This is a genomic window from Sinorhizobium fredii (assembly GCF_002944405.1).
Classification (GTDB): domain Bacteria; phylum Pseudomonadota; class Alphaproteobacteria; order Rhizobiales; family Rhizobiaceae; genus Sinorhizobium; species Sinorhizobium fredii_C.
On sequence record NZ_CP024310.1, the window covers coordinates 1,358,089 to 1,384,926 of the forward strand.

At 63.6% G+C, this 26,838-nt stretch carries 22 protein-coding genes and 1 pseudogene; 16 read left to right on the forward strand and 7 right to left on the reverse strand.

Annotated elements, in window-relative coordinates; translation table 11 throughout:
• Positions 1-239: 239 nt before the first annotated feature.
• Positions 240-1,451 (forward strand): annotated as a pseudogene (locus NXT3_RS29950) (GGDEF domain-containing protein).
• Positions 1,452-1,495: 44 nt separating this feature from the next.
• Here NXT3_RS29950 and NXT3_RS29955 read toward each other — a convergent pair.
• The 4 genes from NXT3_RS29955 to NXT3_RS29970 all read right to left on the reverse strand — a co-directional run bounded on the left by NXT3_RS29955 (position 1,496) and on the right by NXT3_RS29970 (position 4,724).
• Positions 1,496-1,822, reverse strand: coding sequence for a GYD domain-containing protein (locus NXT3_RS29955; protein WP_176536552.1), 327 nt, complete (start codon positions 1,820-1,822; stop codon positions 1,496-1,498).
• An 82-nt stretch (positions 1,823-1,904) separates the two neighbouring features.
• Positions 1,905-3,131 carry an adenylate/guanylate cyclase domain-containing protein gene (locus NXT3_RS29960; RefSeq protein WP_104841253.1) on the reverse strand — a complete coding sequence of 409 codons (1,227 nt, stop codon included), beginning with the start codon at positions 3,129-3,131 and terminating at the stop codon, positions 1,905-1,907.
• A 39-nt stretch (positions 3,132-3,170) separates the two neighbouring features.
• Positions 3,171-3,734, reverse strand: coding sequence for a methylated-DNA--[protein]-cysteine S-methyltransferase (locus tag NXT3_RS29965; RefSeq protein WP_104841254.1), 564 nt, complete (start codon positions 3,732-3,734; stop codon positions 3,171-3,173).
• A 99-nt stretch (positions 3,735-3,833) separates the two neighbouring features.
• Positions 3,834-4,724, reverse strand: a complete 891-nt coding sequence (locus NXT3_RS29970; protein WP_104841255.1) for a GNAT family N-acetyltransferase — start codon at positions 4,722-4,724, stop codon at positions 3,834-3,836.
• 242 nt (positions 4,725-4,966) lie between these two features.
• On the opposite strand from NXT3_RS29970, the gene argE reads away from it, so the two are divergent.
• The 7 genes from argE (at position 4,967) to NXT3_RS30005 (ending at position 13,705) form a co-directional block, all read left to right on the forward strand.
• Positions 4,967-6,091, forward strand: a complete 1,125-nt coding sequence (argE, locus tag NXT3_RS29975; RefSeq protein WP_104841256.1) for an acetylornithine deacetylase — start codon at positions 4,967-4,969, stop codon at positions 6,089-6,091.
• Positions 6,092-6,216: 125 nt separating this feature from the next.
• Positions 6,217-7,140 (forward strand): 2-hydroxyacid dehydrogenase, encoded by a 924-nt coding sequence (locus NXT3_RS29980; protein ID WP_104841257.1) that lies wholly within the window; start codon positions 6,217-6,219, stop codon positions 7,138-7,140.
• A 27-nt stretch (positions 7,141-7,167) separates the two neighbouring features.
• On the forward strand, positions 7,168-7,524 hold the full coding sequence (locus NXT3_RS29985; protein WP_037416380.1) for a cupin domain-containing protein: 357 nt from the start codon (positions 7,168-7,170) through the stop codon (positions 7,522-7,524).
• A gap of 626 nt (positions 7,525-8,150) precedes the next feature.
• Positions 8,151-9,614, forward strand: coding sequence for an aldehyde dehydrogenase family protein (locus NXT3_RS29990; protein WP_095678087.1), 1,464 nt, complete (start codon positions 8,151-8,153; stop codon positions 9,612-9,614).
• A 10-nt stretch (positions 9,615-9,624) separates the two neighbouring features.
• Positions 9,625-10,668, forward strand: coding sequence for a tartrate dehydrogenase (locus tag NXT3_RS29995; RefSeq protein ID WP_097524423.1), 1,044 nt, complete (start codon positions 9,625-9,627; stop codon positions 10,666-10,668).
• Between the two features lie 15 nt (positions 10,669-10,683).
• Complete coding sequence (locus NXT3_RS30000; protein WP_199773423.1) at positions 10,684-12,141, forward strand: NAD-dependent succinate-semialdehyde dehydrogenase; 1,458 nt, start codon at positions 10,684-10,686, stop codon at positions 12,139-12,141.
• Positions 12,142-12,439: 298 nt separating this feature from the next.
• Entirely contained in the window at positions 12,440-13,705 is a 1,266-nt protein-coding gene (locus NXT3_RS30005) for a CAP domain-containing protein (RefSeq protein WP_234828214.1), read from the forward strand.
• A 130-nt stretch (positions 13,706-13,835) separates the two neighbouring features.
• Here the strand turns inward: NXT3_RS30005 and NXT3_RS30010 are convergent, their stop codons facing one another.
• A complete protein-coding gene (locus NXT3_RS30010; RefSeq protein WP_037416361.1) occupies positions 13,836-15,113 on the reverse strand; it encodes an NAD(P)/FAD-dependent oxidoreductase in 1,278 nt (425 codons plus the stop codon).
• A gap of 12 nt (positions 15,114-15,125) precedes the next feature.
• The gene (locus NXT3_RS30015) at positions 15,126-15,794 is read right to left on the reverse strand and encodes a haloacid dehalogenase type II (RefSeq protein WP_037416357.1); all 669 of its coding nucleotides are present in this window, start codon (positions 15,792-15,794) and stop codon (positions 15,126-15,128) included.
• Between the two features lie 321 nt (positions 15,795-16,115).
• Between NXT3_RS30015 and NXT3_RS30020 the strand changes: the two genes are divergently transcribed.
• The 7 genes from NXT3_RS30020 to NXT3_RS30050 all read left to right on the forward strand — a co-directional run bounded on the left by NXT3_RS30020 (position 16,116) and on the right by NXT3_RS30050 (position 24,579).
• Positions 16,116-16,952, forward strand: a complete 837-nt coding sequence (locus tag NXT3_RS30020; RefSeq protein ID WP_104841440.1) for a GNAT family N-acetyltransferase — start codon at positions 16,116-16,118, stop codon at positions 16,950-16,952.
• Positions 16,953-16,965: 13 nt separating this feature from the next.
• Positions 16,966-18,339 (forward strand): aspartate aminotransferase family protein, encoded by a 1,374-nt coding sequence (locus NXT3_RS30025; RefSeq protein WP_095678088.1) that lies wholly within the window; start codon positions 16,966-16,968, stop codon positions 18,337-18,339.
• 257 nt (positions 18,340-18,596) lie between these two features.
• Positions 18,597-19,313 (forward strand): HAD-IA family hydrolase, encoded by a 717-nt coding sequence (locus tag NXT3_RS30030; protein WP_097524419.1) that lies wholly within the window; start codon positions 18,597-18,599, stop codon positions 19,311-19,313.
• Positions 19,314-19,398: 85 nt separating this feature from the next.
• Positions 19,399-21,009, forward strand: coding sequence for an ABC transporter substrate-binding protein (locus NXT3_RS30035; RefSeq protein WP_037416343.1), 1,611 nt, complete (start codon positions 19,399-19,401; stop codon positions 21,007-21,009).
• A 92-nt stretch (positions 21,010-21,101) separates the two neighbouring features.
• Complete coding sequence (locus NXT3_RS30040) at positions 21,102-22,052, forward strand: ABC transporter permease (RefSeq protein ID WP_037416319.1); 951 nt, start codon at positions 21,102-21,104, stop codon at positions 22,050-22,052.
• On the forward strand, positions 22,049-22,918 hold the full coding sequence (locus tag NXT3_RS30045; RefSeq protein ID WP_104841259.1) for an ABC transporter permease: 870 nt from the start codon (positions 22,049-22,051) through the stop codon (positions 22,916-22,918). The genes NXT3_RS30040 and NXT3_RS30045 overlap by 4 nt, the downstream gene beginning before the upstream one ends.
• Positions 22,918-24,579 carry an ABC transporter ATP-binding protein gene (locus NXT3_RS30050; RefSeq protein WP_104841441.1) on the forward strand — a complete coding sequence of 554 codons (1,662 nt, stop codon included), beginning with the start codon at positions 22,918-22,920 and terminating at the stop codon, positions 24,577-24,579. The genes NXT3_RS30045 and NXT3_RS30050 overlap by 1 nt, the downstream gene beginning before the upstream one ends.
• Positions 24,580-24,774: 195 nt before the next feature.
• On the opposite strand, the gene NXT3_RS30055 is transcribed toward NXT3_RS30050, so the two are convergent.
• Positions 24,775-25,251, reverse strand: coding sequence for an Lrp/AsnC family transcriptional regulator (locus tag NXT3_RS30055; RefSeq protein ID WP_037416311.1), 477 nt, complete (start codon positions 25,249-25,251; stop codon positions 24,775-24,777).
• 244 nt (positions 25,252-25,495) lie between these two features.
• On the opposite strand from NXT3_RS30055, the gene NXT3_RS30060 reads away from it, so the two are divergent.
• The gene (locus tag NXT3_RS30060) at positions 25,496-26,821 is read left to right on the forward strand and encodes an NAD(P)/FAD-dependent oxidoreductase (RefSeq protein ID WP_104841260.1); all 1,326 of its coding nucleotides are present in this window, start codon (positions 25,496-25,498) and stop codon (positions 26,819-26,821) included.
• Positions 26,822-26,838 lie beyond the last annotated feature (17 nt).

The following is a 26,838-nucleotide window of genomic DNA, read 5'->3' on the forward strand; positions in this document are numbered from 1 at the left end:
AGGACAAAGACATGCGGCAATTCCAAGTACTGCAGCGACCTTTGAGCGCCTGATAGGACGCGCGGCGCTGTATGGAACGTATCATTTGCGTCGGCGGCCGGGTCACCGCGAAACGACGGAACATATTCAAATAGCCCGCTTTGCCTTTACTTGCCTGGGGGAGACGCTCCCCTACATGGGCAGGCATGGACATTGAGGATAGTGCAGTCTCGGCGCGTAGGCTTGATCCGTCCGCACAGATGCAGCTTCAGGCACAGGATCCTGCGGTCATGGCCGAGGTTGCCCGCCTTCTCGCGGGCCGAACGCGTGACATCCGCCTCAAGGGCGAGCTTCGTCGCCTGTTCCAGGAGCGCTCCTAGCCGCGAACCGCCAAGGTTATTCGTGCCTGGATGATTTGGGTGGCCCTGTTGGATGTCCTGACCCTGGGCCTCAACGCCATCCTCCTCCCGAAGGCGATCGTCCTGTCGATGCTCGCGCCCGCCTGCATCCTGCCGCCAGCCGCTCTCGGCACAGCCTTCGTCTGGCGAAAACCGCGAGCGACCTCGATCCAGGGAGGCTCGATCATCGCGGGCCTGTTTTTCATCCTCCTCTCGGTCGCGCTGGTGGGCGTCGGCGCGGGTGGCGAGTTTTACGAACGCCACCTGACCATCATGCTCTTCGTGGCGATCACCGCCATTATCATCTTCAGCGTTCCGTTGGCTTGGACCGTTACCGTCGCCGCCCTGGCGCTGAGCCTCTACCTGGTTTTCCAGTTGCTGAACCCCAGCCTGGAGACCGGAAGCGCCGTGGCTGCGACGTTGTTTTTTGCCAGCGGCATCGTCGCCACTGTCGTTGCGCGGCGCACCATGACGATCCTGGCGCAGAAGGGGTTTCTCCTCGAGCTCAGAGACCGCAGCCGTGTGGCAGAACTGGCCGATGCGAATGCCCGGCTGGAACGTCTCGCCAGAACCGATCCGCTGACGGGGATCGCCAACCGGCGCTGGATGATGGAAACGCTCAACCGGTTCTGGAGCGCAGGCCTGGATAGCCGCGGCTGCTCCATGCTGATGTGCGATATCGACGAATTCAAGAAGCTCAACGATCGCCTCGGCCATGCGGAGGGCGATCGTTGCCTCGTGAAGGTTGCGGGTATTATTGAAAGCAGCGTGCAAAGCGATCGCGATCATGTCGCCCGTTACGGCGGCGAGGAATTCCTGATCGTGCTTCCGGGCGTCGACGAGAGCGAGGCGGTCCTTCTCGCCGAACGGATTCGCAAGAGTGTCGAAGCCGCCTCCCTTCCGAACCCGGATTCCCGCGTTTCGCCTTGCGTCACCTTGAGCATCGGAGTGGCGACCCAGCCGCCGGATGAGACGATCGTTTCACCGGAACAGCTTCAGAACCAGGCCGATGCTGCACTTTATCTTGCCAAGCAGGCCGGCCGAAATCGCGTGGTCCTGCACGAACCAAGCTGACCGACAGCTCAAGCATCTCGCTCAATGTGGAACAGCAGGGACAGCTACGTTGCCGGTGGGCGATACCGCACCTGCTTTGCCTTTGCCAAAGCATCAATGGTCTCATCGACGCTGAGAAGTACGGTGGTCTCAATGGAGCTCAGCGCTCCTCCCGCGCCGATCGCAATCGCGACAGCGGCCATTGAGACACTGTCCGGCGCCTCCCAAAGCGTCCAACCGTCATGCTCGCCAAACGCGTACCAGAAACCGTGAAGCTTGCCGCCGACGGCCTCGATATAGGTCCGAGCTGCCTCGCGGCGATCCTCGGGGTTTTGAATCATGCGCGCCCATGTTTCGGGCGTGTAGCTGAAGCGCGTGAGATACATGGTCATGGCTCACCTCCTGCGTGAGAGCGATTCAGTTAACGCTCAAGCCGCGGGGAACGCGAGTCATTTCCAGGATAGTGTTCCAGACCTACTTGGCACCCAAGAGGGCAAACACATCGACCGGTTCGTCCAGTCCTCTCAAGGCATAGGAGCCGAGACTTTCAAGTTCTCCGGCGCATCCTGCCCTTTCGACAAAGGCTCTTGAAAGCAGAACGGGGCGCTTGAGCTCCTTGGTCAGGCTCTCGAGCCGAGAGGCGATGTTGACGGCCGGACCGATGACTGTGAAATCGAGGCGCTTGCGCGAACCGATATTGCCGTACATCACGTCGCCGACATGGACGCCGATGCCGTAGCCGAGCGGATCGTGGCCCTTTTTTAGATTGGCCTCGTTAAGCCTGGAAAGCGCCGCCTGCGCTTCGTCAATGGCGGCGAGAAGCTGGCTGCAGGCGCAAGGATCGGTGAGCGGAAAGATCGCCAGCAGCCCGTCGCCCATGAATTTCAGTATTTCTCCGCCATGCCGTTCGATCGGCTCGGACATCGCGTCAAAATAGTCGTTCAGGAGCTCGATGACGTCGTCGCGCGGCCAGAGATCCGACAATCTCGTGAAGTCGCGCAGGTCGCAGATCAGGATTGCCGCGCCGACCGTCACGCCGCTGCCGCGCGTCGTCGCCCCCGCCAGAATCTGCTCGCTGGCATGCGGGCCGACATAGGTTTCGAGGAGCGTGCGAGCCATACGGTTTTTCAACCGGATCTCGCTGACGAGCGCCAGCGCCGGCAGGATGTCCGACAGGAAGGCGATATCCTCGGCATCGAAGCCGCCCGGCCTGTCGCTGGCAAAGGTGATCGCGTGGCGCTTGCCCAGTGTGTGGTAGAGCGGCCAGATCATGTAATCGGTGAGACCTTCGGTCCTGAGCTCTTCGTAGAGCGGGTAGTTCGGACCGTCGGCTGTCGGGTCGTCCAGGTGCCGGCGCACCTCGTCGGCTCCCTCGTTGAACGCGTGCAAGGGGCTGTTCAGATATTGCGTGCTGTCTTCGACGCCATATTCATAGGTGTCGATCTCCGCCTCCGACAACCCTTTCCGCCACAGGATGCGGGCGCCGATCCATTGCGGATGATGAATCCTGAAATGCAGGGTCGCACGGGCAAGCGGCAACCCGGCCTCCGACAATCTCCGGCAGAGCTCCACGAAGATGTTGTCGATGAAGCGTTCTTCGCGCGTCTCCATCACCAGCCAGTCGAGAATCTTCCTTCGCTCGACGGACCACGCCCGATCGCTCTGGCGAGCGGAACCCAACCGCGCCTCTAACGTCTGCATTGCTCCCTCCTTCGGCCTGGGTTCCATCGCAACCCTTGTTCAAAATCCCAGGGATTGCTGTGCCGGCTCCGGCCGGCCGATGTGGACGCCTTCCAATTCGAGCATGCGCAGCTTCGTGGTGGCGCCGCCCGGTGCCGAAAAACCGCCGACCTTGCCGCCGGCCGCCAGCACGCGGTGGCACGGTATGATCAGCGCGACCGGGTTTTTCGCCATCGCCTGGCCGACATCGCGCGCCGCTTCCGGGCCGGCACCGACCTCCTTGGCGAGCGCGCCATAGGTCGTCGTGCGCCCCCAGGGAATTTTTCGCGTCGCTGCATAGATCTGCTTGAACAGAGAGTCCTCTTCTTCGAGATCGAGCGCGAGCCCGGAAAAATCCGTCTCCTTGCCCTCGAAATAGCGTTTCACCTCGGCAACGGCTTCCACGACTGCCGGCGTGGGCTCGTGTGGTACCGCCTCGGGCAGACGCCTGAGCAGAAGCCGCTCGGTCGCCTCCGCGCTTTTGGTCGGCAGTTGAAAGCGTGTGATGCCTCGCACGCTCCAGGCAATGCCGCAGAAGCCGGCGGCCGTTTCGAAGATCAGATATTGGTGCGCTGTCTGGCCCATAGCCACAGCCTCCCACGATTCTGGAGTTTCCATGAAAATCGTGCGGCCAGGCTGCGAATTCAACCCGTTTCTTGGGTTGGGCGGCGGTAAGGCCGTCCCCTATCCCAGGGCGTGGCTGGCCAAGCCATAGATTATCGGCTTCTCGCCGCCCGCGTCGTCGATCAGCCAAGGCCGCCGGAGCGACATGCTGGTAACGGTGTCGTAGACCGGAAGGCCGGATTGCGCGACGAACTCTGCGAACGAACCGCTCTTCTGCCGGGTGTCGATGCGCAGAAAGGCCCCGGCGTGGTCGGCCACATGCGGCCTCGTCACCGCAATAGCATCATCGTCGCTTGCCGCCACCACCGGGCCGATCAAGTGGCCGCGCCCGAAGCGCCGGCACAGCGAGTAGGCGGCGATGCGATCGCCACGAACAAGCGCCATGCCTTTCGAGAGCTCGACGAGGCGGGCCAAAACTGAGGTGCGGTCGGCGCTATAGGCGGCGCGGTCGAGAGCCGCGATCTCGTCAAGATCGTCCCGCGTAAGCGAACGCAGCGCCGCTCCCGATGGAAGAGTGCCCTGCGGCGTTGCAATCGCATCGCCCTGGCACTGATAGACGGTTCGTTCCGGAGCAAAACCGAGCGACTTATAGAGCCGCCGAGCGGAGCGGGTCGCGTTGAGGCCGATCGCCCGCGAGCCGGTTTGGGCCAGCAGATGATTCATCAACCAGGTACCGGCGCCGAGCATCTGCAAGCGCGGCAAGGTGATGACCAAGCCGAAGGTGGTGAAATCGGGTGCATGATCGAACCACATGGCCGAGCCGAGCACGCGCCCGATCGCATCGCGTGCCACGATCCCGTGACCGAGCTCGCGCGCGAGCTGCCAATCCTCGGCTCGATGCGGCCAGCCGACGGACATGGACAGGGCATGGAGCGCGTCGAGATCGGCATCGGCGATGTCACCGATACTCAATTCGAAGGAATCCAACTTTATCGAATCGGCTCTTTCCATTTTCTTGCCCCTTGGAGGCACCAGCACGCCATCCGCGCTACGGTTCGTACTCGGGCCGCGGAAGCCGAATGTCCCGCTTCAGTTGTAGCCGCTTGCCCGCAACACAAAACGCTTCAGATCTTTCCCAGTTCAGCACTTTCCACCGAAGCCGCAAATCATTCGGCAGGCATTTGCCCGCTCTGGACCTATCCTGATGCGACGCCACCTCGACCCCGGCCAACCCGGCATGCTGTGAGGCAAGAATGAAGACAGAAGAAATCCTCGCCCGGCTGATATCCTTTCCGTCGGTGGTCGGAACGGCGAACCACGAGATAGTCGACTGGATCCGCAGCTACCTTGCAGAGCTCGGCGCCAAGGTGAGCGTGCTGCCGGGTCCGGAAGGCGATCGCTCCAACCTCTTCGCCAGCCTCGGCCCCGTCGACCGGCCGGGCATCATCCTGTCGGGACACATGGACGTGGTGCCGGCTGCCGAGCCGACATGGAAGAGCGATCCCTTCACGCTCAGGCACGAGGGTGAACGGCTCTATGGCCGTGGAACCAGCGACATGAAGGGGTTTCTCGCCTGCGCCCTCGCGGCTCTGCCGGCGATCGCCTCCCTGCCGCTCTCCCAGCCGCTCCACCTCGCCTTCTCCTATGACGAGGAAGCCGGCTGCCGCGGCGTCCCGCACCTGATTTCCCGGCTTCCGGATCTCTGCGCCAAGCCCGAAGGCTGTATCGTCGGCGAGCCGAGCGGCCTGCGTGCCATCCGCGCTCACAAGGGCAAGGCCGCCGCGCGCATCGAGATCGTCGGCCGGGCCGGCCATTCCTCACGGCCGGACCTCGGCCTCAACGCCATCCACGCCATGGCGGAGATCGTTGGCGAGGCGGTCCGTTCCGCCGCGGCTTTGATGGCAGGTCCGTTCGACGGCAATTTCGAGCCGCCCTATTCGTCGCTCCAGGTCGGCACCATTGCCGGCGGGCAGGCGGTGAACATCATTCCCGACCGCTGTACGATCGAACTGGAAGCCCGCGCCGTGGCGGGGGTCGATCCCGCCGGGCTCCTCTCAGGCATTGAGGCGAAGCTCCAAAGCCTGGCCGGCCGCGGCTTCAAGGCCCGCTGGGAAAGCTTGAGCTCCTATCCGGCGTTGTCGCTCAGGGAAGATGCGCCGCTTGCCGCGCTGCTGCACGATCTCACCGGTAAGGAGCCGCTTGCCGCCGTCAGCTACGGCACGGAAGCGGGCCTTTATCAAGCGGCCGGTATCGACGCGATCATCTGCGGTCCGGGTGACATCGCACGAGCCCACAAGGCGGACGAATATATCGAGATCGGCGAACTCGCGGCCTGCCGAACAATGATCGAGGCGCTTGGCCGAAGGCTAGGCGCGTGAACCCGGTCAACCGGCAAGTCGAAGCCACCCATCAAATCGGTGCCAAATGCCGTCGACCCTGCCTGCTTCGGAGCATTCTACCGGGGCAACACGGCAATGATGCATGAAAAGAAACGGGGACGACCATGGCCTTTCTATTCAACTCGGATGCCGTACGGGCGAAGATCTTCGCGACTGAATTCGCCCGCGAGCTACCCTCGCTTTCTTTCTTCACGGATGCCGGCAGCGTCGATCCTGCTGCGGTCCGCTACCTGCTGACTTGGACCGCACCGCCGGACCTCGAACGCTATGTCAATCTCGAAGTGCTGTTCTCGATCGGCGCCGGCGTCGACCAGTTCGCGCTCGACCGCCTGAAGAAAAGGGTCAAGCTCGTCCGGATGATCGAAGACGGCATCACCCGGATGATGCAGGAATATGTGACACTCGCCGTCCTCGCGCTGCATCGCGACCTTCCCGGTTATCTCAACCAGCAACGTGCCGGCGAATGGCGCGGGCGTCCCGTCCGCCAGGCGGCGGAGCGCCGGGTCGGCGTCATGGGCCTCGGCAATCTCGGCCGGGCGGCGCTGGACCGGCTCGGTCCCTTCGGCTTCCCGCTTGCCGGCTGGAGCCGCTCGCCGCACGAGGTCCCGGGCGTCACCTGCTACCACGGCGAAAGCGGTCTTGCCGACTTTCTCGCCAAGCAGGACATCCTGATCTGCCTGCTGCCGCTCACCGCCGAGACACACGGCATCCTCGACGCGTCGCTGTTTTCTAAACTCCCGCTGGGCGCCGGTCTCGTTCATGCCGGGCGCGGGCCACAGCTCGATACCGATGCGCTTGTTGCAGCACTTGAGAGCGGCCAGCTCGCCGGCGCAGTGCTCGACGTCACCGATCCGGAGCCGCTGTCGGCGGAGCACCCGCTCTGGCGCCATCCGAAGGTGATCATCACTCCGCATATCGCCAGCGTCACCCAGCCGGAAACCGCGGCAAAAACCGTCGTCGCCAATATCCGGCGCCACGAGGCCGGCCTCGAGCTCGTCGGCCTCGTCGACCGCGACCGCGGCTATTGAACCCACAGCAACGCCGAAAGGAAAGCCATGTCTCTTCTGAAGAAAATCGACACCAATCCGCAGTTCGAGCCGAAGCGGTCGACGCCGACCCCCGAACGACTGATTTCCGGCAATCCGTCCTTCAAGACTTGGGCACAGGACGTCGCCCGCGACGGCAAGATCAATACCGGCGTCTGGGAAGCAACGCCGGGCGAGACCCGCTCGATCAAGGGTGAAACATTCGAGTTCTGCCATATCATCGAAGGCGTCGTCGAACTGACGGAAGAAGGCGGTGCGGCTCCCGTCACCTATCGCGCCGGCGACAGCTTCGTGATGAAGCCCGGCTTCAAGGGCGTCTGGCGGACGATCGAAACCGTTCGAAAAATCTATTTGACCGTCGGCTAGTGGCAGCGCTTCAGGATCTCCCGGTCTACGAGGTCCAGCGGGACGGCTACTGGCTCAGCGCCGACCGTGGCCGTCCTCGACCTTAACCGAATCCAGCATCTTGCCGAGGAATCCTACTAGACCCTTGGTTTCGACCGCCGTCTTTTCTGCGCCCTCGCCGTCTTCGCCATCTCCGACGTCTTTACCCTGCCTGCTGATTTCGGGCGACGACTTGTCGCCGAGCTGACAAAGGGCATGCGCCAGCTGCCTAACCCGCTCACCCCCTGGATGCTCCCCATGTAGGATATCTTCCGACGAGCTGAAAAGGCGAAACGACGGCCGTTGACCTCACACCTGATCTTCTGTTGTTCCCCGCCGGGCGGATCGGAACGTGGCGATGCAGACCGCCTCCCTGTTCTCCGTCCTTTCAGCCACGCACCCCGATGCAGGCCATCACGGCAACCAGTGACATCCGTCCTTCCCCGCGTTCGCAAAGCCGTTCCTCGCTTGCCTCGGGCCAATTGAACGGCCGAAGATTGCGCTGAAACGCCCCCGTCAAACAGCGCATTCGATCATCGCTATTGGCGCAGTCGACTGAAACTGCCGGTAAAGCGCCGCTAATCTTGCTCGGAAGGCAAGGAGCAGCCATGACCCTCAGTTTCAACCCCGATACGCTCGAACTCCCCAAAGGCCATTTCATTGGCGGTCGCTACGTGCCCGCGGCCGGCGGGCTCGCCATGCATCGTCCTTCCGATGGAGTGGCCTATGCCGAGTGCCCCGTCGCCGGGGAAGACATGGTCGATCAGGCGGTCGCGAGCGCGACGCGGGCACTCAAGGAAAGCGGCTGGTCGGGCCTGCGTCCGCGCGAAAGGACCCGCGCTCTTTCGCGCTGGGCCGACCTCATCGAGGCGGAAGCGGCGACGCTGGCGCGCCTCGAGGCGGTCGCCTCTACCCGTCCCGTCGGTCATCTCGTCGACGGCGATATCGCCGTCACCGCCGAGCAGATCCGCTTCTTCGCCGAATTCGCCGACAAGGAAGGCGGCGATCTGGTGCCGACGGACGACGACAATCTCGGCATGATCATGACCGAGCCCTATGGCGTCGTCGGCGCAATCACACCCTGGAACTTCCCGGTGTCGATGGCCGGCTGGAAGCTCGGGCCGGCGCTCGCCGCCGGCAATGCGGTCGTCTTGAAGCCGTCCGAGATGACGCCCTTCTCGACGCTCTATCTCGCCGAGCTTTCGGTGCGCGCCGGCCTTCCGGCCGGTCTCGTCAATGTCGTGCTCGGCGACGGGCCGACGACCGGCAATGCCATTACCGGGCATCCCGGCATTGCCAAGGTGAGCTTCACCGGCTCGACGGCGGCCGGAGCGGCGATCATGGAAAACATCGCGCGCACCGGCATCAAGCCGATGACGCTCGAGCTCGGCGGAAAAAGCCCGCAGCTCGTCTTCGCCGATGCGGATCTCGACCGCGCGGCGCAGGCGATCGCCCGCAACATCACCGCCAATGCCGGCCAGGCCTGCGTCGCCGGTTCGCGGCTGATCGCCGACCGGAAGATCGCCGAGCGGCTGACCGCGGCGATCGTCGGGCACATGTCGGCGATCCAGCCCGGACCGACCTGGGACGCGGCAAGCCAATATTCGCCGATTATCTCCGAGCGCCAGATCGGCCGGATCGATGCGATCGTGCGGAGAGCCGCGGCGACCGGCGGCGAATGCCTGCTCGGCGGCCGGCAACTTGAGCGGGAGGGCTACTTCTATGCGCCGACGCTGATCGCCGGGGTCGACCAGTCCTCTCCCGCCGTGACCGAGGAGATCTTCGGTCCGGTGCTGACGCTGCAGACCTTCGACGAGGAAGAAGAGGCCCTGGCGCTCGCCGACCACCCGACCTACGGGCTTGCCGCCGGCGTCTTCACCCGCGACCTGTCGCGCGCTGTCCGCGTGACCCGCCGGCTCGAGGCGGGCACCGTCTGGGTCAACCGATACGGCCGCTCGCGCGACCACATCCTGCCGACCGGTGGCTACAAGAGCTCCGGCATCGGCAAGGATCTCGGCCGCGAAGCCTATCTCGCCAACCGCCGCAGCAAGAGCGTGCTGATCAATCTCTGAGGGAACTACGATGAAGAGCTATTCAATCGCATTGATCCCCGGGGACGGCATCGGCAAGGACGTGGCGGCGGCCGCCTGGGAGGTACTGGAGAAGGTCTCCGCCCGGTCGGGCTTCGAGCTGAAGGCCACGGCCTTTCCCTGGTCCTGCGCCTATTACAAGGAAACCGGGGCGATGATGCCGGCCGACGGCATCGAGACGCTGCGCGGTTTCGACGCCATCCTGCTCGGCGCGGTCGGCTGGCCCGCGGAGGTTCCGGATTCCGTGTCTCTGCACGGCCTGCTGCTGCCGATCCGCAAGGCCTTCGTGCAATACGCCAATATCCGTCCGCACCGGCTGCTGCCCGGCGTCGAGGGCCCCTTGAAGGCCCGCAGCTTCGACATCCTCTGCATCCGCGAGAACACCGAGGGTGAATATTCCGGTGCCGGCGGCCGCGTGCATCAGGGCACGACGGACGAGGTCGCGGTCGAGACATCGATCTTCACCCGAACCGGTGTCGAACGCATCCTCCGTTTCGGCTTCGAACAGGCCCGTGCCCGCCGCGGCAAGCTCGCCTCGGTGACGAAGTCCAACGCGCAGAAATATTCGATGGTCTTCTGGGACGAGATCACCGAGCGTCTGGCCACGGAATATCCGGACGTGACGGTCACCAGCTACCACATCGACGCGATGGCCGCGCGCATGGTCATGGCGCCGGAAAGCCTCGACGTCGTCGTCGCCTCCAATCTCTTCGGAGACATCCTCACCGACCTTGGCGCCGCCATTCAGGGCGGCCTCGGCTTTGCCGCCTCAGCCAACATCAATCCCGATCGCAGCGCCCCTTCGATGTTCGAGCCGGTGCACGGATCGGCGCCGGATATCGCCCATCTCGGCATCGCCAACCCGATCGCGGCGATCTGGTCGGCGGCGATGATGCTCGATCATGTCGGCGAGGCGGCCGCGGCGGAGGCAGTCATGGCGGCGATCGCCTCCGCCACCTCCGCCGGGATCGGCACGGTGCCCGGCAAGGACAGAACGGAAACCATCACAGCCGCGGTTCTTGCCGCGCTCGACTAATCACAGGGGAACGACATGCTGAAGTTGAACGACAAGGAGCTTTTCCGCCAGGCCGGCCTGATCGACGGCGCATGGGTCGACGCAGCCTTCGGTGAGGTCGTCGAGGTCATCGACCCCGCGTCTCAGGACGTCCTCGGCACGGTTCCGGACATGGGGACGGATGAGACGCGGGCTGCAATCGAGGCTGCCGCTGCCGCCTTCGGAGCGTGGAAAAAGAAGACGCATGCCGAGCGGGCCGCGCTGCTCGAACGCTGGCACGCGCTGATGATCGAAAATCTCGAGGATCTGGCGCTGCTCCTCACCCTGGAGCAGGGAAAGCCGCTCGACGAAGCGCGTGGCGAGATCCGCTATGGCGCCGCCTTCGTCAAATGGTTCGCCGAGGAGGCCCGCCGCATCGGCGGCCATACCATCCCCTCGCCAACGACGGACCGGCGCATCGTCGTCTTGAAGGAAGCAGTCGGCGTCTGCGCCATCGTCACGCCCTGGAACTTCCCGAACGCGATGATCACCCGCAAGGTCGCCCCGGCGCTCGCCGCCGGCTGCACCGTCGTCATCAAGCCCTCGGAATTCACGCCGTTCTCGGCGCTTGCGCTCGGTGTGCTGGCCGAGCGCGCCGGCATTCCGGCCGGCGTGATCAACATCGTCACCGGCATGCCGACCAAGATCGGCAACGAGTTCATGGCGAACGAGACGGTCCGCAAGATCTCCTTCACCGGCTCGACGCGCGTCGGTTCGCTTCTGATGCGCGGCGCCGCCGACAGCGTCAAGCGGCTCTCCCTCGAGCTTGGCGGCAACGCCCCTTTCATCGTCTTCGACGACGCCGATCTGGACCTTGCGGTCGAAGGCGCGATCGCCTCAAAATTCCGCAACGGCGGCCAAACCTGCGTCTGCGCCAACCGCATCCTGGTGCAATCGGGCGTCTATGACGCCTTCGCCGAGAAGCTCGCCGCCCGCGTCGACGCGATGAAGGTCGGACCGGGAACCGAGCCGGGCGTCGCCATCGGCCCGATGATCAACGCGGCGGCGATCGAGAAGATCGAGCGCCATGTCGAGGATGCGTTGGCCAGAGGCGCAAAGCTCGCGGCTCGCAGCAAATCTGTGCCGGAGGGCAAGCAATACACGGCCCCGATCGTGCTCACAGGAGCGACCACCGAGATGCTGCTCGCCAGCGAAGAGACCTTCGGCCCGGTCGCGCCCCTCTTCCGCTTCGAGACCGAGGAGGAGGCGATCGCTATTGCCAACGGCACGCCCTTCGGACTTGCCGCCTATTTCTACACGGAAAGCCTGAAGCGCTCCTGGCGTGTCGGTGAAGCGCTGGAATTCGGCATGATCGGTCTCAACACCGGCGCCATCTCCACCGAAGTCGCGCCCTTCGGCGGCGTCAAGCAATCCGGCCTCGGCCGCGAGGGCGCGCAATGCGGCATTGAGGAATATCTCGAAATGAAGAGCTTCCACATCGGCGGGCTGGCGTAACTTCGGGATACTCGCAAACCGTGTCGCTCGGGCGGGAACCGCTTCGAACACGAGGCGGTTCCCGCCAGGCGATCATCACCTCGGCAGTGGACAGCGCGCGAAACAATTCCTCCGAACGCTGAGGATCCTCGTCCGTCCTGCGCCTTAGCGTCGTCTCGTGTCTCCGCGATAATAGCTCCGCAGTAACCGAGCGCGCGATTTTGCCATTTGCGACATCGCGCGAAGGGGCGGCGAAGATACATGTGCGAATCCCCAAGTTAGCCAATCTTATTCCGCACCTTGGACACAGTTCGTTCCTATGGAGCGTTGGGGCGATGTACTCAACCAACAAGGAACGACTCCCAGGGAGACTTACCGATTGCCGCAGCACAGCGCGAATGAACAGTACCTGCTAGAGCTGATCAATGCCGAGAGGGCGAAAGCGGGCGTACAGCCGCTGGCCTTCGACAACGACCTCAGCGAAGCCGCCGAAGGGCACAGCCAGTGGATGCTCGCTGCCGACGTTTTCTCGCATACCGGTTCTGGGGGATCCAGTTCGACACAGCGTATCAAGGCGGCGGGCTATGTCTTGCAGGGGTCCTGGGCCACCGGTGAGAATATCGCCTGGGCAACGACCCGTGCCCCCACCGGCTATCAGGATGAAGTCAAGCTCCTGCACACCAACTTAATGAACTCGTCGGGTCACCGCGCCAACCTTCTCAATCCGAATTTCCGCGAGGTCGGCCTCGGCGTCGAGGTCGGTGACTATGGCGGCCGCAGCAGTGCGTTCGTGACGGAGAATTTCGCAAAGACCGGTTCCGACCTCTTCCTGACGGGCGTGGCTTTCGACGATCGCGACGGCGATCGCTTCTACGATCCCGGCGAGGGTCTCGGCGGCATCACGGTGACGGCCAAGAATTCAGCGGGGCAGCTTTTCAAGACCACGACGAGCGCCGCCGGCGGCTATGACCTCGCGCTGAAGCCCGGCACCTATACCGTTACCTTCTCGGGCGCCAACATTGCCACGTCGACCCAGACGGCCACCATCGGCACGAAAAACGTCAAGAAGGATCTTATCGATCCGGCCATGACCTCAGGAACGCTGAGTGCGAATGCCGCAGCAGAAGGTTCGGCGCCGATGTCGACACCGGTCCACACTCCAGTCCCTTCCGATGCATCGGAGGGCGACGGAACGCCTACTTCGAACGCTTGGCTTGCGGATTTCCTCAAAGACAGCGGTGATTGGGACGCGGTGCAGAGCGACCGCTTGACCGGTTCCGCCAGTGATGAGGCAAGCGCCCCGGTGGCCAAGAATGGCGATCATCTTGCTCTCGCGCTCAATGGAGACCAGTTGCATTTTCAACCGTCCCTGGAGACTGTCGGCAAAGCCGATGAAATCGCCGACTTGTTCGAGGAGATGGTTGCGAACTTCGCTCACGGCGATTCTCTCCCGTCTCGGCTAGCGGACCATTCGGACGACCTCCAGGTGCCGGCGGACGTCGATGCCACGCACGACGCCCTTGCCGACATCCTGGTCCAGATGGCGACAGCTAGAGGCAGCCTGAATTCGGATCTGTTTGTCTGAAGCCATCCGCCGGCGAAAGTCGCGGGTTCCCGCCAAGGCGGGAACCCGCGAACGTGCACATGAGCCGGTTGCTAGGGAGCGACATCGATCCGCGAGCGCTGGCTCGCCGCACCGTTGTCGGCTCCCCCAGCTACTGAACCCTGTCGAGCATCTTGTAGTACATGCCGACCAGCGGCAGGAACCACGGCTTGCCGAAATGTCCGGGCACCGCCGGCCAGGCGAGGTCCTTGACCGGGTTGCGATCGGCCTTGCCGAGAATGGCGTCGGCGATCAGCATGCCCATATGGGTCGACATCTGTGCCCCGTGGCCGGAATAGCCCATGGCGTACCAGAGCCCGTCGGCAAATCCCGCCCGCGGAAAACGGTCCTTGGTCATGTCGACCAGGCCGCCCCAACAGTAGTCGATCTCGACCTTGGCGAGATGCGGGAAGATTTCGGCCAGGCTCGCACGCAGGATCGCACCGCTCTTTTCGTCGGAGCGCTGATCCGACGTTGCCGAAAACCGCGCACGGCCGCCGAAGATCAGCCGGTTGTCGGGCGACAGCCGGAAATAGTTGCCGATATTGAGCGAGGTGACGCAGGTGCGGTTGCCGGGCATCGTCGCGGCAATCTCGGCCTCGGTCAGCGGCCTGGTTGCGATGATGAAGCTGCCGACCGGCACGATGCGGCGGCGGAAATAGCCGAAGGCGCCCGTCGTATAGGCGCCGGTCGCCAACAGCACCGTATCGGCCGTCACGCTGCCGCGCGACGTCGCCAGTTCCTGCTTGCCGCCCGACTGGCGCCGGCCCGTTACCGGGGCGTTCTCGACGACTGTCGCGCCGTGGCGGACCGCCGTATCGGCAAGACCGACGACGAAGCGGCCCATATGCATCATCGCGCTCTTCTTCGAGAGCATTGCACCGTGAAAGCAGTCCGAGCCGACCTCGTCCTTCAAATCGCCTTTCGTCAGAAGCGCCGTGTCCGGGTCGACCTCGCGGTTCACCACCTCGAAGTTCCGGGCGATCGCCTCGAAATGCACCGGCTTCGAGGCAAGCTTCAGCTTGCCGGCGCGCCGGAAGCTGCAGTCGATACCCTCCTCCGCCACGATGCGCTCGATCGTGTCGACGGAAGCGTCGTAGGCGCGGTAGAGCGCCGCCGCCCGCTCGGGTCCGAGTTCCGCCTTGGCGGCGACGAAGCTGTGGGCAATGCCGTTGTTGAGATGGCCGCCATTGCGGCCGGAGGCGCCCGATCCGACCGCCCCCGCCTCCAGCACGATCACTTTCGCGCCGGCCAATGCAAGCTGACGTGCAGCTCCGAGCCCCGTGAATCCGCCGCCGATGACGGCGACGTCATAGTGGCCCTCGACCGGTGCGCGGCTGCCCCCTTGAAAGGTGCGAGCCGTGTCGTGCCAGTAGGACTTGAGCTGCATGGCCATCTCCTGTCAGAGCCCGACGACGCCGGGCAGGCCGGAAATATCCTTGATTTCCGTATATCCATAGAAGGGATTTGCCGGCTCGTGGCCTCGGTTGACCCAGACCTTGTTCTTGATGCCGAGATCGTGCGCGGACATCAGGTCGTAGCGGAACGAGGACGAGCAGTGGAGAATGTCCTCCGGGCCGCAGCCCAGCATGTCGAACATATATTCGAAAGCCTTGAAGCGCGGCTTGTAGGCCTGTGCCTGCTCGGCTGTGTAGACTGCGTGAAAGGGAGCACCGAGTTTCTCGACATTCGACATGATCTGCGAATTCATAGCGTTCGACAGGATCACCAGCGGGATCTCTTTGGCGACCTTGGCGAGGCCGGCCGGCACGTCCGCATGCGGACCCCAGGTCGGCACTCGCTCATAGACCACACGGGCGGCCTCATCGCGGAATTTTATGCCGTTGCGCTTGCAGGTGCGTTCCAGCGAATTGTGCACCACTTCCGCATAGGGCTTCCAGTCGCCCATGATCTCGTCGAGACGATAGGCGGCAAAATTCTTGATGAACTCGGCCATGCGCGGTTCATCGAGCTGCTCACCGTAAAGGTCGCGCGCCGCTTCCGCCATCTGGAAGTTGGTCAGAGTGCCGTAACAGTCGAAGGTGATGTATTTCGGACGGAAGTTCGCCATGCGCATTCTCCTCTTCAATGACGTGACGGGGTTTATCCGAAATGGATCATAGGCGTGTCCCGTGCGCCGGCTTGCGCGATTTGGGCGCCTATTGAAGCAGATTGTACCGTATCCGCGGGCGGCTTTGGCACATGGTTGTGTGCACTGCCCGCAGCGCTCAGCCTTGTTCCCACGCTCGAGACCCTTTGCCGCTGCCCTGTCGGCATAAGATGCGGCGACCCGGCGGAGCAAAGATATAAGATACCGCCCCGACCGGCGCCTTCGGACGATCTGCCGGTCGCACTTCCTTAACACTTGCTGCAGGAAACCAAGGACCAGTCCATGCAGTTAAGTCAGATCGAACTTGCCCCGTTCGGCCCCGAGCATCTGGAGAGCGCCGCGCGCCTCTCCCGCCAGGCCGGCTGGCCGCATCGGCTGGAGGACTGGCAGATGGCACTGGCGCTGAGCGAGGGCGTCGTTGCTCTCGAGGCCGGCCGGGTTGTCGGGACGACATTGGTGACCACCTATGGGAACGGCTGCGCCACGATCAACATGGTGATCGTCGACGAGGCGATGCGCGGCCGCGGCCTTGGTGGCGGACTGATGGATGCGGCCCTGCGGATCGCCGGCGACCGCCGGCTCCGGCTGGTGGCGACGGCGGACGGCCTGCCTCTTTATGAAAAGCTCGGCTTCCGCGAAACCGGTACCGTGCTGCAGCACCAGGGCATCGCCAGAGAGCTTGCCGCCCCCGCTGAAACCGAGCCGGCGACCGCGGAAGACATTGCGGAGATCGCCGCCCTCGATCGCATCGCCTTCGGTGCCGATCGCCGGGATCTGATCGCGTATATCGTCAAGGTGGGCGAGTTCGTGGTCATCCGCCGCAACGGCCGTGTCGTCGGCTTTGCCGCCCTGCGCGCCTTCGGTCGCGGCGATGTCATCGGGCCCGTCGTCGCTGCAAATGTCGACGACGCCAAGGCGCTGATAACCCATTTCATCGCAAGGCGGGCCGGCCAATTCGTCAGGATCGATACCACCGCCGAAACCGGCCTCTCCCCCTGGCTGTCAGACCAGGGGCTTAGCAATGTTGGTGGCGCTTTTGCCATGGACAGACCCACCGTTGACCGCGCCGCAGACCGCGCGGCTTTCACCTTCGCCCTCGCCAATCAGGCGCTCGGCTGATCTGGAGGACTCGATGTACAGCAATTCCCTAATCGAACTCGATCGCGCCCATCTGGTCCACCCGGTCGCCTCCTATCGCAGCCACGAGCGGATCGGCGTGCGCGTCCTTCGGTCCGCCAAGGGCGCGACCGTGACCGACGCCTCGGGGCATACGATGATCGACGGTTTTGCGGGGCTTTGGTGCGTCAATGCCGGCTACGGCCATGAATCGATCGTCGAGGCGGCGGCCCGGCAGATGCGCGAGCTGCCCTATGCTACCGGCTATTTCGGCCTCGGCTCCGAACCGGCGATCCGGCTTGCGGCGGAACTGGCGGAGCGAGCGCCGGGCGACCTCAACCATGTCTATTTCACGCTTGGCGGATCGGACGCCGTCGACAGCACGATCCGCTTCATCCGCTATTACTGGATCGCCCGGGGCCAACCGCAGCGCGACCAGTTCATCTCCATCGAGCAGGGCTATCACGGCTCCTCAACCGTTGGTGCGGGCCTCACGGCACTGCCTCTGTTCCATGCGGGCTTCGGCATCCCGTTCGACTGGCAGCACAAGATTCCGTCGCACTATGCCTACCGCAACCCGGTGGGCGACGATCCGCAGGCGATCATAGATGCGTCGCTTGCGGCACTCAGGCGCAAGGTCGAGGAGATCGGTCCCGAGCGGGTCGCCGCCTTCTATGCCGAGCCGATTCAGGGCTCCGGCGGAGTGCTGGTACCGCCGAACGGCTGGATGAAGGCGATGCGTGAACTCTGCCGCGAGCTGGGCATCCTCTTCGTCGCCGACGAGGTCATTACCGGATTCGGCCGCACCGGTCCGCTCTTTGCCTGCGAGGAGGACGGGATCGTTCCCGATTTCATAACCGTGGCGAAGGGCCTGACCTCCGGCTACGTGCCGATGGGCGCGGTTTTCATGGGCGATCATATCTACCAGACGATCGCGGATGGTGCCGGTGCCGTCGCCGTCGGTCACGGCTATACCTATTCGGCCCATCCGGTCAGCGCCGCGGTAGGACTTGAAGTGCTGAGGCTCTACGAGAACGGGTTGCTGGACAACGGCCGGAAAGCCGGCGCACGGCTGATGGCGGGGCTCAAAGGCCTCAAGGACCATCCGCTCGTCGGCGATGTGCGCGGCCGTGGCATGCTGGCCGCCGTCGAGCTGGTGGCCAACAAGGAGAAGAAGGCCCCGCTGCCGGCGGCCGCGGATCCGGCGCGCCGCATCTTCGACCGCGCCTGGGACAACGGCCTCGTCATTCGCGCCTTCGGCAACGGCGTTCTCGGCTACGCGCCGCCGCTCTGCTGCACCGACGCGGAAATCGACGCAATCGTCGAGCGCACGCGGCTGACGCTCGACCAGACCTTGGAGGACCCCGAAATTCGCGCGGCCCTCACCTGACCCCCGACTTCCGCTCAGAGAACAGCGGATCGGCGGTCGGAAAGGTGAAATACCGGTTTATGCCCATATTCGCAATTTTGTGCCGGCATCCTTCTTCCATTCAGAGACTCCGGCGAGCCGATGCTGCGAGACTGGATGGGCTAAGGGCGCAGGAATGCCCGGGAAAGCAAGTCTTTCCGGCCCGTTGAAAACAGCATTTTCTTCTGATGCAGCCCAGCGCGAGCAAACTTCGCCCGCGCCAAATAGAGGAAAGAGCCTTGGCAAAGACCTTCGCCGATTTCAAGTATCTCACCTTCGACGTCGTCGGCACGCTGATTGATTTCGAAGGCGGCATCAAGGATTGCCTGGCCGACATCGGTAAGGAAGCGGGCGTCACGGTCGACGGCGAAGAGGCGCTGGAGCTTTACCGGGCAGGGCGTTACTCTGCCGATGCCGACCTCTTCCCCGACGATCTGGTCCGCGTCTATCTCGCCATTGCTCCGGAGCTCGGTCTTCCCGCCGAAGCAAAATATGGCGAAAGGCTGCGTGATTCCGCCAAGGGCTGGAACGGTTTTGCCGACAGCGCTGAGTCGCTTGCCCGCCTTGCTAAGCGCTACCGCCTGATCGCCATGACCAACGCCCGGCGCTGGGCTTTCGAGCATTTTTCCCGCGAGCTCGGCAATCCGTTCTATGCCGCCTTCACCGCCGACGATACGGGCACCGAAAAGCCGGATCCGGCCTTCTTCGAAAAAGTCTTCGCCTTCGTCGCGGCGGAGGGCAATTCGAAGGACGACATCCTGCACGTCGCCCAAAGCCAGTATCACGACATCGGCATCTCGCGGAAACTCGGGCTGACCAATTGCTGGATCGAGCGGCGCCATGCCCAGAAGGGCTATGGCGGCACAATCGAGCCGGCCGAGTTCACCAAGCCCGACTTTCATTTCACCTCCATGGCCGGCCTTGCCGACGCCGTGGAGAAAGCCAAGGCCACCTGAAAGGCGGGCGAAGCATTCCACCTGAACCCCGTATGCAAAAGAAGACGGGGCGATCCGACCAACCACCAAGCGAATGGGGAACGACATGACTGACAAAATTACCAACTGGACCGGAAAAGACGACGCAGTCGTCGAAAACGCCATTCGCCGCGGCGCCACCCGCCGCGAGCTCCTGCAGATGCTGCTGGCCGGCGGCGCCGCCATGTCCGCCGGCGGCCTGGTGCTTGGCCGCGCCTCTGACGCGGTGGCCGCAACTCCGGTCAAAGGAGGGCACCTCAAGGTCGCGGGCTTCACGTCTTCGACCGCAGACACGCTCGATCCGGCCAAAGCTTCGAATTCAACGGACTATTCGCGATGCTCCGCGGTTTATAACCGCCTCTCGAGCCTCGACAAATCCGGCGCCACCCAGATGGAGCTGGCAGAAAGCATCGAAAGCGCCGATGCCAAGGTGTGGACCGTGAAATTGCAGAAGGGCGTTACGTTTCACGATGGGAAGTCGCTGACATCCGCAGACGTAATCTTCTCGCTCAAGCGCCATCTGGATCCCGATGTCGGTTCCAAGGTCAATGCTATTGCGAAGCAGATGACCGGCTTCAAGGCAGTCGACGATCTCACCGTCGAAATCACGCTCGCCGATGCCAACGCAGATCTGCCGACAATCCTGGCGCTGCATCATTTCATGATCGTCGCCGACGGCACCGCCGACTTCTCCAAGGGGAACGGCACCGGACCCTTCGTTCTCGAAAACTTCGAGCCGGGCGTGCGCTCGGTCATGCGGAGGAACGAGAACTACTGGAAGTCAAAGGGGCCATATGTTGACTCCTTTGAGTTCTTGGCGATCAGCGACGATAGCTCCCGCGTCAATGCGCTTCTGTCCGGGGACATCCATGTCGCCGCCGCCATCAACCCCCGTTCGGAGCGCCTTGTCGCAAGCCAGCCAGGTTTCGTTCTCTCCAAGTCGAGTGCCAACAGCTACACCAACCTCAACATGCGCCTCGACGCGGCCCCGGGTCAAAACAAGGACTTCGTGGCCGGTATGAAGCACCTGGTCAATCGCGAGCAGATCCTGAGGGCGGCCCTGCGCGGGCGCGGCGAAATCGGCAACGATCAGCCCGTCTTTCCGGGCAACGTCTACCGCAACGACGATATTAAGCCAAAGGCGTACGATCCTGAAAAGGCGAAATTCCATTTTGAGAAGGCCGGCGTTTTCGGCCAGACCATCCCGGTGGTCGCTTCCGACGCGGCTACCGGTTCGGTGGACATGGCGATGGTCATCCAGGCGGCCGCTGCCGAGATCGGCCTGAAGCTCGATGTCCAGCGCGTGCCCTCGGACGGTTACTGGGACAATTACTGGCTCAAGGCGCCGATCCATTTCGGCAACATCAATTACAGGCCGACGCCCGACATCCTGTTCTCGCTGCTCTACGCCTCCAGTGCTCCCTGGAACGAGAGCCAGTATAAATCGGAAAAATTCGACAAGATGCTGATCGAGGCGCGCGGTTCGCTTGACCAGGAGAAGCGCAAGGCGATTTACCACGAGATGCAGGTCATGGTCGCCGAGGAGGCCGGTACCATCATTCCGGCCTACCTGACTGGTATCGACGCCATCACAGACAAGCTCAAAGGCATGGAAACCAACCCGCTAGGCGGTATGATGGGTTATCGCATGGCCGAGCATGTCTGGTTTGAGGCCTGATTGGGCAACTGGCCTAGGGGGCTGCAGCTTCGATGCTGCGGCCCCGGACAGTATGGTTTGAAACCTATCTTGAAAGCCGAAAGGGAGCGCGCGTGAACAACCGGGTCCTATCCCTTGCGCTGAGTAGATTGCTCATCGCCTTCATCACCCTGATGATTGTCTCCTTCGCCGTGTTCTTCGCGACAACGCTCCTGCCGGGCGATACCGCGTCGATTCTGCTCGGCCAAGCCGCCACGCCGGAAGCCGTCGAGGGTCTGCGTAAGGCCATGCATCTCGACGAGCCGGCAATCCTCCGTTTCCTGCGCTGGATCGTCGGTCTCGTGCAGGGCGACCTTGGTACCTCCTATGCAAACGAGATGCCTGTCGCCGATTTGATCGGCGGGCGCTTCGTCAACACACTGAAGCTCGCGGGCGTCACCGCGCTCTTCTCCGTGCCGATCGCGCTGACGCTCGGCATAACAGCGGCGATGCTGCGCGGCTCGCTCTATGACCGCGCCGTTACCGTGCTAACCATCGGCGTGATCTCGGTGCCGGAATTCATGATAGCGACCTCCGCAGTGCTGGTCTTCGCCGTCTATCTGAAGTGGCTGCCGGCGCTCTCGGTTGCCAATGAAGTCACCTCATTCGCCGATCTCCTGCGCATCTATGCAATGCCGGTCATAACGCTGACCTTCGGTGTCTCGGCTCAGATGATCCGCATGACACGGGCAGCAGTGATCGAGACGCTCAACACGCCCTATGTCGAGATGGCGTTGCTCAAGGGCGCCTCGCGACCGCGCATGGTTTTTCGCCACGCGCTGCCCAACGCTCTGGGCCCGATTGTCAATGCGGTTGCGCTTTCGCTCTCATACCTGCTCGGCGGCGTTATTATTGTCGAGACGATCTTCAACTATCCCGGTGTTGCCAAGCTGATGGTTGATGCCGTAGCGACCCGCGACCTGCCGCTCATCCAAAGTTGCGCGATGATCTTCTGTCTCGGCTACCTGCTGCTGACCACCACGGCCGACCTCATCGCCATCCTTTCCAATCCGAGGCTTCGATGACAATGACCACTTCGAGCACATCGACCAGCGCTATCCGGAAGTCCGGAAGCCGGCTTGGCTATCGTTTCAACCTCGTCGGCGTTATCGGCTTTTCGATCATCATCGCCTGGGCGCTCGTCGCGGTCGTCGCGCCGATGATCATCCCCTATCCTGTCGGCGAGATCGTCGATCTCGACTACTTCGGCCCGATGAGCCATGACTTCTGGCTCGGCTCCGACTATCTCGGTCGCGACATGCTCTCGCGAATCCTGATGGGCGCCCGCTACACGGTCGGCATCTCGCTTGCCGCGGTGACGATCGCTTGCTTCTCCGGCGTGGTGCTCGGCATGATCGCCGCGGTCGCCGGCGGCTGGCTCGACACAGTCTTGAGCCGCTTTCTCGACGCGCTCAACTCGATCCCGAGCAAGCTCTTCGGCCTCGTCGTCGTCGCCGCCGTCGGTTCCTCCATTCCGGTGCTGATCCTGACGTTGTCTGTAATCTACATCCCCGGCGCCTATCGCTTCGCCCGGGCCCTCGCCGTCAACATCAATGCGATGGATTTCATCACCGTCGCCCGGATCCGCGGCGAAAGCACCTGGTATCTGATCCGCTCCGAGATCCTGCCTAACATTGTCGGGCCGGTGCTTGCCGATCTCGGCCTCCGCTTCGTCTTCATCGTCCTGCTGCTCTCTGGTCTCTCCTTCCTCGGCCTTGGCGTCCAGCCGCCCTATGCCGACTGGGGCGCTCTCGTCCGGGAGAACATCGGGGGCCTTCCCTTCGGCGCGCCGGCGGTCATGTTCCCGTCGCTCGCCATCGCCACCCTGACGATCAGCGTCAACCTCCTCATCGACAACCTGCCGCAGAAGATCCGTGATCGGAGTGAATGATGGCTAATCTCGTGGAAATCCGTGACCTGAAGGTCGAAGCGACCACCGATTCCGGGCGCAAGGTCGAGATCATCAAGGGCGTCAGCATCGACATCGCCGACGGTGAGATCGTCGCGCTGATCGGCGAAAGCGGCTCGGGCAAGACGACGATCGCGCTGACGCTGATGGGCTACGCCCGTCCCGGCTGTCGCATTTCCGGCGGCAGCGTTTCCGTCGCCGGCAAGGACATGGTCCGGCTCAGCGAAACGGAGCGCGCCCGCATCCGCGGTACCGAGGTTGCCTATGTGCCGCAATCGGCCGCCGCCGCCTTCAACCCGGCCGCTACGATCATGGACCAGGTAATCGAGATCACCCGCATCCATCAGTTGATGTCGCCCGACGAGGCGCGTGCCAAGGCCGTCGCGCTCTTCCGTTCCCTGTCGCTGCCGGAGCCGGAGACGATCGGGAGCCGCTATCCGCATCAAGTTTCCGGCGGACAGTTGCAACGCCTTTCCGCCGCCATGGCGCTGATCGGCGACCCGAAGCTGGTGATCTTCGACGAGCCGACCACTGCGCTCGACGTAACGACCCAGATCGAAGTGCTGCGCGCCTTCAAGTCGGTCATGAAGGCCGGCGGCATTGCCGGCGTCTATGTCTCGCACGACCTTGCCGTCGTCGCCCAGATAGCTGATCGCATCGTCGTCTTAAAGGGCGGCGAAGTGCAGGAGGTCGGCACAACGCAAGAGATCCTCAGCGACGCCAAGCACCCCTATACGCGCGAGTTGCTCGACGCCTTCGAACCTCAGCCGCGCGCCGCCCCCGGTCCCGCCGCATCTACCCCGGCCCCGCTTTTGCAGATCGACACGCTGGTCGCGGGCTACGGGCCGCGACAGGCGGACGGATTGCCGCTTGTGCGCGCCGTCAAGCAGGTCTCGCTGAAGGTCGAGAAGGGCCGCAATCTCGGCATCATCGGCGAATCCGGCTGCGGCAAGTCGACCCTTGCCCGTGCGATTGCCGGCATCCTGCCCGCGGTCTCGGGCAGCATCCAGTTCGAGGGGCGCGAACTTGGCCGCAGCGCCCGCGAGCGCTCACGCGAACAGCTGCGCGAGATGCAGATCGTCTTCCAATATGCCGACACCGCACTCAACCCAGCAAAGTCAGTCGAGGATATCCTCGACCGGCCGCTCGCCTTCTACCACGGCATGGGTCGCAGCGCCCGCAGCGCCCGCATCGATGAACTGCTCGACATGGTGCGTCTGCCGCGCAACCTGCGCCATCGCCGCCCCTCCGAGCTTTCCGGCGGCCAGAAGCAGCGCGTCAATTTCGCCCGGGCGCTCGCCGCCGAGCCGAAGCTGATCCTTTGCGACGAAATCACCTCCGCCCTCGATACGGTCGTCGCTGCCGCGGTCATCGACCTGCTCAAGGAACTGCAGCGCGAGCTCGGCCTCTCCTACGTCTTCATCAGCCACGACCTTTCGACGGTGCAGGCGATCTGCGACGAGGTGGTCGTCATGTATGCGGGCGAGAAGGTCGAGCAGCTCGCCTCGGCCGAGCTCGCGACCGGCGCGAAGCACCCCTATTCCAAGCTGCTCTTCGCCTCCGTGCCGAAACTCGACACCGGCTGGCTCGACGGTCTCGATCGGCGGCCGGAGCTGGCGCGGGCGCTCAGCAAGGCGGGGTAAAAAAATATCTGGTGGCAATGCGATTGGCCTGATCCGCCTGCGCGCACGGCGGGCGGACGAGCCGCGGCTGCCAGTCCCGCCTTGACGAGGGCTGCCGCTGCCATGCCTGGTAAGCCGCGGGTTCCGGTCCCCTCTCCCCGTCAAAACGGGAGAGGGTTAGAGTCAGGGGCGAACACATGGATCGAGAGGCGCCACCTATACCTGAAACAGGCTGGTCAGCGGCATGTGCGATTTGACGATCGGCGACTTCAAGACGACATAGCTGAAATACTTGTCGATGCCGACATCCATGTCGATCAGCCGTTCCATGATCGTCTGGTATTCGACGATCCCGCCGGTGACGAACTTCAGGAGGTAGTCGTAACCGCCGGACACTAGGTGACACTCCACGACGGAGTCGACCTTCTCGACGGCGGCGAGAAAGCGGGCGAAGTCGATCTGGCGATGATTCTTCAGCGTCACCTCGGTGAAGACCGTCAGGGTCTGGCCGAGCTTGGCGATATTGATTTGCGCCGAATAGCCGACGATATAGCCTTCCGCCTGCAGCTTCTTCACCCGCATCAGGCAGGGGCTGGGCGAGAGATTGACGAGTTCGGCGAGCTCGACATTGGTGATGCGGCCGTTCTTCTGCAGTTCGTAGAGGATCTTGATGTCGATCCGGTCGAGTTTCATCGGCGCTCTCCAATTGGCCCGGGGGCCGCAATACGACTCGGACTGTCCAGCATCTTATGCGGCGTGTACTGACTGACAAGCTGAAAAGGCCTACCCTGCCCTGATAAGTTTAGGCAATCTCCGCTAGAATAAGCATTGGCCCTGGGTCGAGCGAACGGAAGAATATGCTGTGAAGCGCCGATGTGCGGCAGTCTTGCAATCGCCGAAGCGCTAGAATGCCGTTCGGTTCGACCGGAGACCGCTGATGCCTGCCCCGCTTCTTCATATCGAAACCACGCCAGCGCTGCCGGCGAGCGCCGACGCCGTCGTCATTGGCGGCGGCATCGTCGGGGTTTTTGCCGCCTATCATCTGGCACGGCGCGGCCTCAAGGTCGCGCTCCTGGAAAAAGGCCTGGTCGGCGCCGAGCAATCCAGCCGCAATTGGGGCTGGTGCCGGCAGCAGAACCGGGACGCGCGCGAGTTGCCGATGGCGACCAAGAGCCTGTCGCTCTGGGAGAGCTTCGCCGCGGAAACCGGCGAAGACACCGGCTTTCGCCGCTGCGGCCTGCTCTATCTCAGCAATGACGAAAGCGAGCTTGCCGGCTGGGCACGCTGGGGCGACTTTGCCCGCGGCGTCGGAGTGACGACCCACATGCTCGATCAAACGCAGGCGAGTGAAAAGGGTGCGGCGACCGGCCGCCGCTGGAAGGGAGGCGTCTTTTCGCCGAGCGACGGCACCGCCGATCCCTCGCGCGCCGCGCCGGTTGTCGCCCGCGCGGTCATGAAGCTCGGCGGAACCCTGCACCAGATGTGCGCTGCCCGCGGCATCGAGCTCGAGGGCGGACGCGTCAGCGGCGTCGTCACCGAAGCCGGCACGATCCGCACGCCGATTGTTGTGCTTTCCGGCGGCGCCTGGGCTTCCTCCTTCTGCCGTCAACTCGGCATCCGCTTTCCGCAGGCCTCGATCCGCGCCTCGATCCTCTCCGTGGCGCCCGGTGCCGAGGACCTGCCGCCAGCCCTGCACACCGCCGCAGTCTCGGCGACGCGCCGTAGCGACGGCGGCTATACGCTGGCGATCAGCGGCCGCGCCCGGGTCGATCCGACCCCGCAGCAGATGCGCTTTGCCCGGCATTTCGTACCGATGTTCGCGCGACGCTGGCGCAGCCTCGCGCCCGGCGGCATCGAAGGCTGGAAATCCGGTCATGAGACGCTGTCGCGCTGGCGGCTCGACCGGCCGACGCCGATGGAGTTCAACCGCATCCTCGATCCTCGCCCGGATCAGGCGCAGATCCGGTTGACTTTGAAGCGGGCCCGGGCGCTCCTGCCGGCGCTCGAGAAGCGGCCGGTCAGCGCCGCCTGGGCCGGCTATATCGACAGCACCCCGGACGGGGTCCCGGCAATCGGCGAGATCGGCTCGCTCCCCGGCCTGGTGCTCGCCGCCGGCTTCAGCGGCCACGGCTTCGGCATCGGACCCGGCGCGGGCCACCTTGTCGCGGATATCGTGACGGGTGAGCCGCCGATCGTCGACCCGAAACCTTATCGACCCGACCGGCTGAACGGCTTGGCCTGGGGCAAGGTCGCCGATTTTTGACACGATTTTTGATGCGG

Bases quoted from the DNA above. Each gene is read 5' to 3' on its own strand.
- NXT3_RS29980 (WP_104841257.1), top strand. From the start codon at position 6,217: ATGGCCTTTCTATTCAACTCGGATGCCGTACGGGCGAAGATCTTCGCG.
- NXT3_RS29985 (WP_037416380.1), top strand. From the start codon at position 7,168: ATGTCTCTTCTGAAGAAAATCGACACCAATCCGCAGTTCGAGCCGAAG.
- NXT3_RS30015 (WP_037416357.1), bottom strand. From the start codon at position 15,794: ATGGCGAACTTCCGTCCGAAATACATCACCTTCGACTGTTACGGCACT.
- argE (WP_104841256.1), top strand. From the start codon at position 4,967: ATGAAGACAGAAGAAATCCTCGCCCGGCTGATATCCTTTCCGTCGGTG.
- NXT3_RS29965 (WP_104841254.1), bottom strand. From the start codon at position 3,734: ATGGGCCAGACAGCGCACCAATATCTGATCTTCGAAACGGCCGCCGGC.
- NXT3_RS29960 (WP_104841253.1), bottom strand. From the start codon at position 3,131: ATGCAGACGTTAGAGGCGCGGTTGGGTTCCGCTCGCCAGAGCGATCGG.
- NXT3_RS30010 (WP_037416361.1), bottom strand. From the start codon at position 15,113: ATGCAGCTCAAGTCCTACTGGCACGACACGGCTCGCACCTTTCAAGGG.
- NXT3_RS30050 (WP_104841441.1), top strand. From the start codon at position 22,918: ATGGCTAATCTCGTGGAAATCCGTGACCTGAAGGTCGAAGCGACCACC.
- NXT3_RS29970 (WP_104841255.1), bottom strand. From the start codon at position 4,724: ATGGAAAGAGCCGATTCGATAAAGTTGGATTCCTTCGAATTGAGTATC.
- NXT3_RS30025 (WP_095678088.1), top strand. From the start codon at position 16,966: ATGTACAGCAATTCCCTAATCGAACTCGATCGCGCCCATCTGGTCCAC.
- NXT3_RS29995 (WP_097524423.1), top strand. From the start codon at position 9,625: ATGAAGAGCTATTCAATCGCATTGATCCCCGGGGACGGCATCGGCAAG.
- NXT3_RS29955 (WP_176536552.1), bottom strand. From the start codon at position 1,822: ATGACCATGTATCTCACGCGCTTCAGCTACACGCCCGAAACATGGGCG.
- NXT3_RS30055 (WP_037416311.1), bottom strand. From the start codon at position 25,251: ATGAAACTCGACCGGATCGACATCAAGATCCTCTACGAACTGCAGAAG.
- NXT3_RS30000 (WP_199773423.1), top strand. From the start codon at position 10,684: ATGCTGAAGTTGAACGACAAGGAGCTTTTCCGCCAGGCCGGCCTGATC.
- NXT3_RS30005 (WP_234828214.1), top strand. From the start codon at position 12,440: ATGGAGCGTTGGGGCGATGTACTCAACCAACAAGGAACGACTCCCAGG.
- NXT3_RS30020 (WP_104841440.1), top strand. From the start codon at position 16,116: ATGCAGTTAAGTCAGATCGAACTTGCCCCGTTCGGCCCCGAGCATCTG.
- NXT3_RS30035 (WP_037416343.1), top strand. From the start codon at position 19,399: ATGACTGACAAAATTACCAACTGGACCGGAAAAGACGACGCAGTCGTC.
- NXT3_RS30045 (WP_104841259.1), top strand. From the start codon at position 22,049: ATGACAATGACCACTTCGAGCACATCGACCAGCGCTATCCGGAAGTCC.
- NXT3_RS29990 (WP_095678087.1), top strand. From the start codon at position 8,151: ATGACCCTCAGTTTCAACCCCGATACGCTCGAACTCCCCAAAGGCCAT.
- NXT3_RS30060 (WP_104841260.1), top strand. From the start codon at position 25,496: ATGCCTGCCCCGCTTCTTCATATCGAAACCACGCCAGCGCTGCCGGCG.